The sequence below is a fragment of the Chromobacterium alticapitis genome (assembly GCF_002924365.1).
GTDB lineage: Bacteria > Pseudomonadota > Gammaproteobacteria > Burkholderiales > Chromobacteriaceae > Chromobacterium > Chromobacterium alticapitis.
Genome location: NZ_PQWB01000078.1, coordinates 22,633 through 32,238 on the forward strand (window position 1 = coordinate 22,633; position 9,606 = coordinate 32,238).

General features: G+C 56.5%; 3 protein-coding genes and 1 pseudogene. 3 read left to right on the forward strand and 1 reads right to left on the reverse strand.

All coding sequences use genetic code 11. The features are described from left to right. Window positions 1–14: 14 nt before the first annotated feature. From C2I19_RS15830 to C2I19_RS15840, 3 genes are all read left to right on the forward strand, one after another. The gene (locus C2I19_RS15830) at window positions 15–4,214 is read left to right on the forward strand and encodes a DEAD/DEAH box helicase (RefSeq protein ID WP_103903633.1); all 4,200 of its coding nucleotides are present in this window, start codon (window positions 15–17) and stop codon (window positions 4,212–4,214) included. A 130-nt stretch (window positions 4,215–4,344) separates the two neighbouring features. After that, the gene (locus tag C2I19_RS15835; RefSeq protein ID WP_103903634.1) at window positions 4,345–5,145 is read left to right on the forward strand and encodes a hypothetical protein; all 801 of its coding nucleotides are present in this window, start codon (window positions 4,345–4,347) and stop codon (window positions 5,143–5,145) included. Next, window positions 5,138–8,440: a DEAD/DEAH box helicase gene (locus C2I19_RS15840; protein ID WP_103903635.1), complete on the forward strand. Its 3,303-nt coding sequence runs from the start codon at window positions 5,138–5,140 to the stop codon at window positions 8,438–8,440. Before C2I19_RS15835 ends, C2I19_RS15840 begins: the two co-directional genes overlap by 8 nt. Before the next feature lie 609 nt (window positions 8,441–9,049). On the opposite strand, the pseudogene C2I19_RS15845 reads toward C2I19_RS15840, so the two are convergent. Continuing rightward, a pseudogene (locus C2I19_RS15845) lies at window positions 9,050–9,561 on the reverse strand (transposase); the annotation flags it as partial. Window positions 9,562–9,606: the final 45 nt, after the last annotated feature.

Genomic DNA, 9,606 nt, shown 5'->3' on the forward strand with positions numbered 1-9,606 from the left:
TAACTGGGAAAGGAATGTCAGTGCCATATTTAAACAAGCGGGTCGTCAGCAATTACTTCCGCACCAACTGCCTTCGTCAGCTTGCGCTGCTACTTTATCCGCACAACAGAGCCTACGAGCCGGAGCGAAGCGCACTCGGCATGCCACCCAAAGCGGTGGGGAGAGCAGGTTTTAGGGCTCTCGCTGAGGAAGGTAGCCGTTGGGAGCAAGAAAAGCTCCAAGATCTCGAAACGACCTTCGGGGGCAGCGCCGTAATCGGCACCAAGACAAACGGTGAATTTCAGGACCAGCAGCTGATCGATGTAATGCCAAAGGCCCTGCCGGGAGCATTCCTGATCCGACCTGCATTCGATGTCAAACAGAGATTCAAGGTTGCCATGGGCATCGATGCGATGGTCTCAATGTACGGCCTTGAATTCGGTAAGCTCATTCCTGATCTCATCCAAGTGCTGGCTCCCCAAGATGTCGGACGCATCGTGGAGGCAGACGGCTCCGTGCACGATCCCGATGGACGCGTTGGTCTGCGTGTCATCGACATTAAGATGACAGCTGAGCCGAGCGCTTCGTATTTCGCGGAGATCACCTACTATTCGCTGGCTTTGGCGGGATGGTTGCATGACAATAATTTCGCCGATCACTACGCAGTGGTGGCGGAGGCCGCGATATGGCCTGGTTCGCACGAAGCGGCTGCAATCGTACGGTTGCAGGAGGAGAAGCGTAAGATCGCTACCGTGCCAACGACAAACGAGCTCCGCTCTGCGCTTGCCGAGGATATCGAAACTCTTGAGATCGATGTGTTCTCTCCCCGGCTACGTTACTTCTTTAGCACGGAGCTCCGCGACGTTTTGGCGACGCCTTGGAAAAATCTGGATTATCACGTCGGCACGGTGTGCAGTGGCTGCGAGTATTTAGGATACAGCTGGAACCCCTCTGTTGTTCCCCATCCTGATCACTGCATGCCGCGTGCGGCAGCAGACGGACATTTGAGCTCGATTGCCTTCTTACCTAAGGGGGCACGCCGCGCACTTGGCGACATCAACCTTATCACGGCCCAGTCGCTATCGACCCTGCCGTCCGATCATGCCGCCTTTGATTGTCACCCCAAGTTGCGAGCTACGAGGACCGTGGTCGCAGGGCGGGCACAGGCACTGGCGGGTGGTGTCAGCCGCATTCCAAGTAACTCTGGCACCTCCGCCGTCATCCCTAGCTGGTCAGACCTAAGTCTCTATCTCTCTGCCGACTTTGATGTAGGCAGTGGCCTGACACTTGCTTTCGGCGTTGGTGGCTTCTCGTATATCAACGGCCAGAGCGAAAAGGTGAATTCGCAGGTTTTTGTCAACGACACGCGGAGTCCTCAGACTGAAACACGCGAGTTCCTCAATTTCCTTACGTACATCGACAAGGCATTGACGGACGCGACCAAGGCGGACCCTAGCGCAACTGTCCAGATCTACATCTGGGACAGCGTTACCTACGAGCACATCATCCGGGTTATCGGACGCAATTTGCAGCACGTGCTCGCGGACAGCAACCTTAAGAAGCTCGCCTGGCTATTCCCTGCCGAAGAGATCATTGAGAACGCGAAGCTTCGATCCGCCAATGCCCCAATCACGATTGTACGGAACGCCGTCCAAGCACTTGTTGCTGCACCAATCCCTCACTATTACTCGCTGCTCGAGCTAGCCCGACAATATAGGCCTGCCGCGAAGCCTATCGACTTCCATGTGGCTACCATATTTGAGGACCCACTCTCGGACCAGGTACCATCCGAACGTGCACACGAGATCTGGACCAGAATGGGGGCTCCAAGGCCATGGAGCCAACAAGTTGGGCAGCTCCGGTCGACAGTTACGACAAAGCTCTGGGCGACTGCCTCTATCGTTCGCCGGCTTCGTGAAGATTTAAAAGGCTCTTTGCGAAGCCGTGCTCCAAAGATCTCTGACATCAAGGCTCCGTCGATGCTGCGCGGTGTGAGTGCTGATGGACAGATCTGGTATGCGTACGCCCGGCTTAACGCACAGGTTGCCGCCCTTGAGCACAGCATCTCTATGGCTACGCCAGTCCATGAGAGAGAGGCTCGCTATCTGGCGGCACGCCTTGAAATCGAACTCACTGGGTTTGAGTTCAAAGAGGCAGCAGCGTCGCTCGACATCGCGATGCGTCCTGGCGTGCGGATTTACCGGCTAGGGCCTAATTCTCGCGAGGCGAAGTTCGAGTCTGGCGATTTTCTATGCGCGATATCGCCTGCATCGATGGCTGACTTTCACACTAAGCAGGTGCGGGACCTAATTGGAGGAACTTCGCTACCGATCGATTTCCCATCGTGGATTGGCGAATTCGGAAATGCTGCGACATTGACCGGAACCCAACTACTGGCGATTGACCGTGAGAACTTATTGGTCGCGATTTCCTTTGATCCACGAGTTGACGCGTTCCTCCGACAAATTGAGCACACCCTCGATCTCACCACGGATGTGGTTCTGGATAAGCAGGTGCGTGACTTCCTCACCGGTAGACTGGAGACAGCGCTAAAAGCAATCGGGAACCCGCCGCTTGCGATCAGCGCCGGCTTATCTACCGCAATGGTGATCGGCAAGGGCACCCCAAAGACTGCAAGCAAGTATGTGCCCGTGACAGATGTACTGTGGGATACGACGATGCTGTCGCAGGCTCCTACAGGCCGAGATTTTGCCACGATCCGCACCTTACTTGAGGCGAACGAGGTCAAACTAAATCCAAGCCAGTGGGAGGCACTCCAAGAGGCCATGGTGAAGCGCCTTGCGTTAATCTGGGGACCTCCTGGAACGGGGAAGTCACAAACGCTTCGCGCGATCCTGCTTGGCTTGCTCCTCTATGCCCATTCTACTGGAAGGGCTATTCGTATTCTGGTCACTAGCAATACCTATGACGCCACCGACAACGTCGTGCTTCGGATGTTCGAACGCATTCACCAGCTTGGCGAGACCGTAACAGGAAAGGTGCGACTTGTCCGGCTCCGTTCAAATGCGAAGGAAGATGCACCAGGGCTCTCCGCAGACATCAACCTGCTAAACGACTCGAAATCCTCCGCTATTCGGGATTTACACGACATGCTGATCTCTGGTGCCACCAGCGCCATCGTGTCAGCAACCCCACAGCAGGTGACCAGATTCGCAAGTATCAAGGGGAATGCAGCTGAACCAATCTTCGACGTAGTCCTGATCGACGAAGCCTCGCAGATGGACATGGCGAATGCGGTTCTAGCTCTAGCCCCCATTGCGGGTAGAGGGTCGGTAATCGTCGTAGGCGATCCAAAACAACTGCCGCCGATCCAACAGATTGATGCTCCGGTCGGTCTCGAGAAGTTGGTAGGGTCGGTTTACGACTTCGTGGCCGACTACCGACAGGTCGAGCCGAAGAAATTGCTAGAGAACTATCGCTCAAACGAAACGATTGTTAGCCTTAGCCGCTTTGCCGGCTATCCTCCGGCACTCGCATCAAAATTTCGCGATTTACGGATAGAAACCAACATTCCTTTCCCGCTAACATGTCCGACGGATTGGCCGACTCATCTTGCCTTCAGTCATGAGTTGACTATGCTTCTCGACCCATCTCAGCCGATTTCCGCATTTGTATATCCCGAGGGCCGGAGCAGCCAGTGGAATGACTTCGAGGCACAGACCGTCGCAGCGTTGTTATGGCTGCTACGTGGCCATTTGAATATAAGCCTCAAAAATGATCCGGAAGCTAAAACGGCCGGATTGCACAACGCAAAAAGCTTCTGGGAAGACGGGGTCGGTGTGGTTACACCGCACCGTGCTCATAAAGCGCTGGTGGTCTCCAAGCTGCAGGCTATTTTCGAGTCCCTCGGCGACGATGGCCAACTGATCCGCAATGCTGTCAATACAGTTGAGCGGTTCCAGGGACAGCAGCGCGACGTAATCATAGCTAGCTATGCTCTAGGCGATCCCGACGCTATTGCGGACGAGGACGAGTTCCTACTGTCGCTCAATCGATTCAATGTTATGTCTTCACGCCCTCGGGCCAAGCTGATTGTCCTTGCCAGCCAGGAAGTCATCAACCATCTGCCTGGTGATATTGAGGTTATGCGAGAGTCTCGCCTACTCAAGTATTTCGCCGAGACCTTCCTAGATCAACGTACCGACATGCAAATTCCCTTTAATGATAATGGTGTGCCAGCGATGCGAGCGGGCTCCTTTCGCTACAAGTATTGAGATGCACCAGTCAGATCAATTCCTCCGTTCAGCCTGCCGCTTATGTCGGTCACGCTGTAACGTAAAAATTGCATGCACATTAGCGGGAGATGAACGTGTCTTGGACTGAACAGGTGGAGGGCAGGCAAAGATGCCGCTGACGCTAACACCGGTGACGCACGGCAAACTTTGTCACGGCTTTCGTTGGGTGATCGCTGACGAGGACGACCTTGCTCGTAAAGTCGCGCATCTTGCGCTCGGTCAGTCGCGCCATGTAGCTGCGATCCTCGCCAATATCGACAAAAAAGCTCCTGCGACACGTGCTGATACTGCCAAAGAAGCTATCAAGCTCCTTACTGTCCCGGAGGAGAAGGAGCCATATCACCGCGATGGTTGGATTTTCCAGGCGATCTCGTGGATTGCCGCCTATCGGAACAACGCTGGAGCCGTCGTGCGCGCGCCGCACGCCATTCTTGCTCACAAGGGCTTCGATGGCATGCAGCTCCAACTGGACGCAGCCAACGAGAAGGTTACCGCTGTCGTGATCTTCGAGGACAAGGCGACTGTGAACCCACGGTCGACAATCACTGGCGACGTATGGAAGGGCATTAGGGCGCTGGAGCGAGGCGAGAGGATGCCCGAGCTTATCCAAGAGACTGGTGCGATTCTGGAGGCACATCAGATGCGTTTCCCAGAGCTGGATATCGACGCGGCGGTCGAGACAATCTTGTGGGAAGAAGCCCGGCACTATCGCGTGGCCGTCACTGTCGACGACGGCCACGATGACGACGACGAGCGCGAGGTGCTCTTCAAGGGCTTCGATAAGGTGGCGCCCGGCGGCTGCAAGCGTCGGCAGGCCGAAACCATGTCTATCCCTAATTTGCGGAATTGGATGGAGCAGTTCGCGGCCAAGGCGATCAGACAGATCAACGCGTGGAGGGACGATGTTTGATCCCGTAACGATCGACCTGATCAGAGCGGCGCCGCCGCTAAGCTCACTTAGTCTTGAGGAGCTACCCCGTCGTTTCACCAATGCGTTCGCTGAGATCGTCGCTGCGCGTGTCCGGCTGCGCGGCGTCACCGATATGGAGGGCAGGAGTGAGACCTTGGCCGAGCTCCTCGACCAGATGCGCCGTCTGGCGGCCACGCAGGAGCTTCTGGTCGCCATCTCACCCGAGCGTACCAATCGGGCGGCCGCGGCGTTCGTCGCTGGGGCTGCGCACCAGCTCTGCCTGATGGCTGAGGTTGTGTCAGATGGCGACGAGAAGCGTGTGCCTTTCATCGACGCGATCCGCGCGGCGCCTGAGATCTGCAGCACCCTGCTATTCTTGATCGCGGACTCGCAAAGCGATGCAGCCGAGATGGCAAAGCACTTGGTTTCCGAGGCGGAAGATCGTTCGGCTGAAGCACAGCTGATCAAGGCCATCGGTGATCTTGCTGCCGGCCGGCTTGGAATGATCGCTGGCAGCGAGGGGGACCAGGACTTTGACCGCCCGGCTGATCGAAGTGGACCGGGCCGAGCGGTGGATGCCTTGCTGAGGCGGTTGCACGCCGGCGTGATCCAGCTCGCGAGCGAGCTGCTTACCCGGCCGAAGGACGATCCCAATGTGATTGAGACGTCCCGAGCGCAGGAAATCTTTACCGAGGTCATAGACCTATGCATCGCGCCTATCGAAGGCGTCTTCGATTTCGATGCGGAGGTGCCGAGCGCTGTCAGCGTTTTTCCTGGGCCCCTCCACGTCGCGAAGCTGCTACTCGCCATTTCGGGAGATCTGGCCTCTGCCAGCCTGTGCCGCGTGCGCGCGCCTTCTGGTGTCAACAAGCAGCGATGGTGGGGGGTCATTCGCCGAGCCGCCAGTAGGCGCCCTTATTTGTGGCGTAATCATCGCGCTGCGCTCGATGAGGGGTATCTCACGAAGGGTGTGTCTGCAGCGGTCAGCTTTCCGACCGGAGGAGGAAAGTCCACGCTTGCCGAGCTCAAGATCGCCGCTTCTCTCCTCCGCGGCGGCAAGGCTGTCGTGCTCGCACCGACTTTGGCTCTCGTCGATCAGACGGCGTTTACGCTCCAGAATGCATTCAGTGACTTCAGCGTCTTCGGTGATATGGACGAAGAGGTTACCTACTCTGACGTGGTTGAGTTACCGGAGATCATCGTTACCACACCCGAGCGATGTCTTATGCTGCAATCCTTGCAGCCGGAGGCGTTCAAGGATGTAGGGCTGGTAATGTTCGACGAATGTCACCTTCTGCACCCGAGAGAGGCGGACAGAAGTCGTCGCAGCATCGATTCGATGCTGTGTATCCTCAACCTCACGCACTTGGCACCTGACGCTGACCTCCTGCTAATTTCGGCGATGATGCAGAATGCAGAGGAAATTGCGGGATGGGTTGCCGAGCTGACGGGCCGCCCATGCTTGGCGCTAGACCTCGCGTGGAAACCCACTCGGCAGGTGCGCGGATGCGTTGCGTACAGTGCTGACCGGATAGCGGAACTAGAGGATCTGCTTCGCACCGAGCAGGCCGTCGCTACCACAAAAGGCGTCCCGAAACAGCTGAAATCGCAGCTCGATGCGCAGCCTCTCGCCTTTTTCTGCCTTCAACAGACCTGGGCAACTCGCAAGCGTAGCGACTATGCGCTGATGACTTTGCTCAATGAGCCGATTGCGTTCGCTACGAGTACGAACAAGCAGACCAAGGACTGGTACCTAACGCCAAACGGTAACAAGGTCGCTGGCACGATCGCCGCCGCGGCTGCCGAAGACGGCTTAAAAACGCTGACATTCGTGCAGAGCACCGTTGCTGCCGAGTCCACCGTCCGGCACTTTCGGGAGCTGCTGCCCAAGCGCCGGGTTCCGCTCACCGATGAAGAGCGAATGTGGCGCAAGCTTGTAGAGGAAGAGCTCGGCGGCCCGCAATATTGCTACCTGAAGCTCGACGCCAAAGGCCGGGTGGAGGGTGGCGCCGCTAGCCACCACGCGCGGCTTATCAAGCATGAACGTCTCCTGCATGAGTCGCTGTTCAAGAGGCGTGACGGTATCAATGCGCTCTTTGCCACTTCGACACTCGCGCAAGGGATGAACCTTCCAAGCGACATCGTCCTAATTGCGGGTGATAGCCGATGGGACATCGAAGGCGACAAGCTGAAGCAGCTTGATGCCCATGAACTTCTCAATGCAGCGGGGAGGGCGGGCCGGGCAGGTGAGGGCGGCCAGGGCTTCGTGCTCGTCGTACCGAGCAAGATCATCAATATCGACGGCGAGAAGAAAAACATTACTAGCCACTGGATGACCCTGCAGGGAATTTTCTCCCAATCGGATCAGTGCCTGAAGATTGACGATCCACTAACGGCTCTGCTCGACCGTATCCACTCCGGGTTGTACGAAGGCAACGAGGAATACCTCCTCGCTCGACTGCCCATCGGTGATGGTGAGTCGCCAGACGAACCGGCCAAGTCGATGATACGCAGGTCCTTCGCCGCTTACCGCAAGCGTCAAGAGGGCAAGGCCGCATGGATCGAAAGCCGCATCACGTCAGCTCTGGCGCGGCGCGCCGAGCTTGCTCCGAAGCAGGAGCTTACTTGGTTAGAGCGGGTCGCTGCATCAGCTGGCCTACCGTATGAGATCGTGGCAAGCCTGGCATCGCTTGTGGAGACTGGCGCGTTTTCTGGGAACTCGTCCGATTGCGTGCAGACGCTATTCGGGTGGATTGAGAAGCGGCCCGAATGGCTGCTCCAACTGATCAGGCCGAACGATATCGAAGGACTGTTCGGGACCGACTACCGAGCTCTCGCAGGTGACAGGAAGAAGGCGAAGAAGGCCCTCCCAGTAATCAAAGCGCTTCTCGAGGCGTGGATGGCGGGCAAGCCGCTTTGTGATCTCGAGCGCGCTATCGGGACCGAGGAGAAGGACATCAAGACCTGCGAGACAGCACGTCATTTTGCGGTGCGCTTGGCCGCCGACCTAGCTTTCGTGGCAGGACTCCCTACCCGGATCATGGCGGCCGAGGCGCTCGCTGCTGGTAAAAAACTCATTATCCCGATCACCCTGCTTACCTTGAGCGGTGTCGTTCGGAAGGGGTGCGCCAGTGCTGAGCTTCTCGCAAATGCGATTTATCTCAAGGACCTCTCGCGGCCTGCGGCTAAAGCCGCGTTTGAGAAGATTCAGCCTTACATCCAGCCTGGGAGTGAGTACGAAAGCTTTGACGATGTGCTAGCACGAGTGCGTCAAGCGCACTCTCTGACGCCGTGAAGCGATTGAGACTCGGACCTGCGCGAAATGCCGCGCAGGTCGTTGAATTCTAACGTTAGCAGGCAAGGGAACATGGCTAGGCACTTTGCAGTTAATGGGCCTTGTTGTACAAATCCGGGTAGCTCGCCCTGTCCAAGATTTATGCAACAGTGCCGCTCCTGGGCACAAACTGCAGCGATATGCGTCACATGTGCACAATGTGCAAAAAAATGGGCACAGCAGAATCTAAAATGACTAGGCTGAGTGCCAAATTGATATAGTTTTGTGCAAAAACATGGTTGCTGACAAGTGCAGGAATTTGCTTCCTGGTTCAGCGTTGTGTGATCGGAACCATAATGTTGCGAAATTCGCAGGGTTATCGTTCCGACGCTAGCTAGCTCTTTCTCATTTTGTTCAAGCAACTTGAACAAATCACTTCGCCAGTGCTACCTGTTCTGGCAATCTCGCTTCTTGCTGGGCAGGACTGTTCATTCTGACTGAACGAATTTCGTCCAAATTTCGCAAGGTTATGGTTACTGAAACTGCATGTTCGCAACTTTATGCGTACTTGCCATTGGTATATATTGGTTTCCGTTAATCACTTCATGGCGATGATGCAGCTGTTGTGATGAGACCCGCCTCAGCATAGAGCCGGTCTACTCGCTTGTGATTGACCTCCATGCCGCTCTGTCGAAGCTTCAAATAGATCATACCGGCGCCGTAGCGTCGGTGCAGTTGCGCGAGCGCGATGATCTTCGCTTTCAAGGGGGCATTGCGGTCGTGGCGGGCTGGTAGCGGAATGAACTGAGACTCAGCCGGCCAGACGCAGCGATCGACGCTCGCTGAGCCCTTTGCTCACGAGATTGCACACCAACGCCCGCCGTGACGGTGCGCTCACCACTTTTTTCGCAAAGCCTCTTTGGCAATCTCGTTCTCGAGCATGGTCTCGGCGAGGAGTTTCTTCAGGCGCGCATTCTCTGTCTCCAGCTCCTTGAGACGCTTGGCCTCTGAGACTTCATTCCGTCGAATTTGTTGCGCCAAAGGTAATAGCAGGCTTCCGAGAAGGCGTGCTTGCGGTACCGCTCGGTGATGGCGCTGTTGCACAAATCCTGAACAGGGCGAGGCCCCCCCTTTCCCCAAATGGATTTAGACCACCGCCACCGTGCACGGACGGCCCAGCATGCTGA

What these genes read in the sequence shown, in the direction of transcription:
- C2I19_RS15830 (WP_103903633.1), top strand. Translation starts at nt 15, where the DNA reads ATGTCAGTGCCATATTTAAACAAGCGGGTCGTCAGCAATTACTTCCGC.
- C2I19_RS15840 (WP_103903635.1), top strand. Translation starts at nt 5,138, where the DNA reads ATGTTTGATCCCGTAACGATCGACCTGATCAGAGCGGCGCCGCCGCTA.
- C2I19_RS15835 (WP_103903634.1), top strand. Translation starts at nt 4,345, where the DNA reads ATGCCGCTGACGCTAACACCGGTGACGCACGGCAAACTTTGTCACGGC.